General features: G+C 54.3%; 1 rRNA gene. It reads right to left on the reverse strand.

Annotated elements, in window-relative coordinates:
• Positions 1-405 (reverse strand): 23S ribosomal RNA (locus tag AOA61_RS32950); the annotation flags it as partial.

Genomic DNA, 405 nt, shown 5'->3' on the forward strand with positions numbered 1-405 from the left:
TCTCTCGGGCGTAAACCCTAATAGAGCACCCCTTCTCCCGAAGTTACGGGGTCATTTTGCCGAGTTCCTTAACGAGAGTTCTCCCGCGCGTCTTAGAATTCTCTTCCCGCCTACCTGTGTCGGTTTGCGGTACGGGCACCAGTCACCTCGCTAGAGGCTTTTCTTGGCAGTGTAGGATCAGGAATTTCGGTACTAATATTTCCCTCGCCATCACAGCTCAGCCTTTATGACAAGCGGATTTGCCTACTTGTCAGCCTAACTGCTTGGACGCGCATATCCATCAGCGCGCTTACCCTACCTTCCTGCGTCCCCCCGTTGCTCAAACGGTGACGTGGTGGTACAGGAATTTCAACCTGTTTGCCATCGCCTACGCCTTTCGGCCTCGGCTTAGGTCCCGACTTACCC

Origin of the sequence: Pseudomonas sp. 2995-1, from assembly GCF_002742505.1 — a bacterium.
GTDB lineage: Bacteria > Pseudomonadota > Gammaproteobacteria > Pseudomonadales > Pseudomonadaceae > Aquipseudomonas > Aquipseudomonas sivasensis.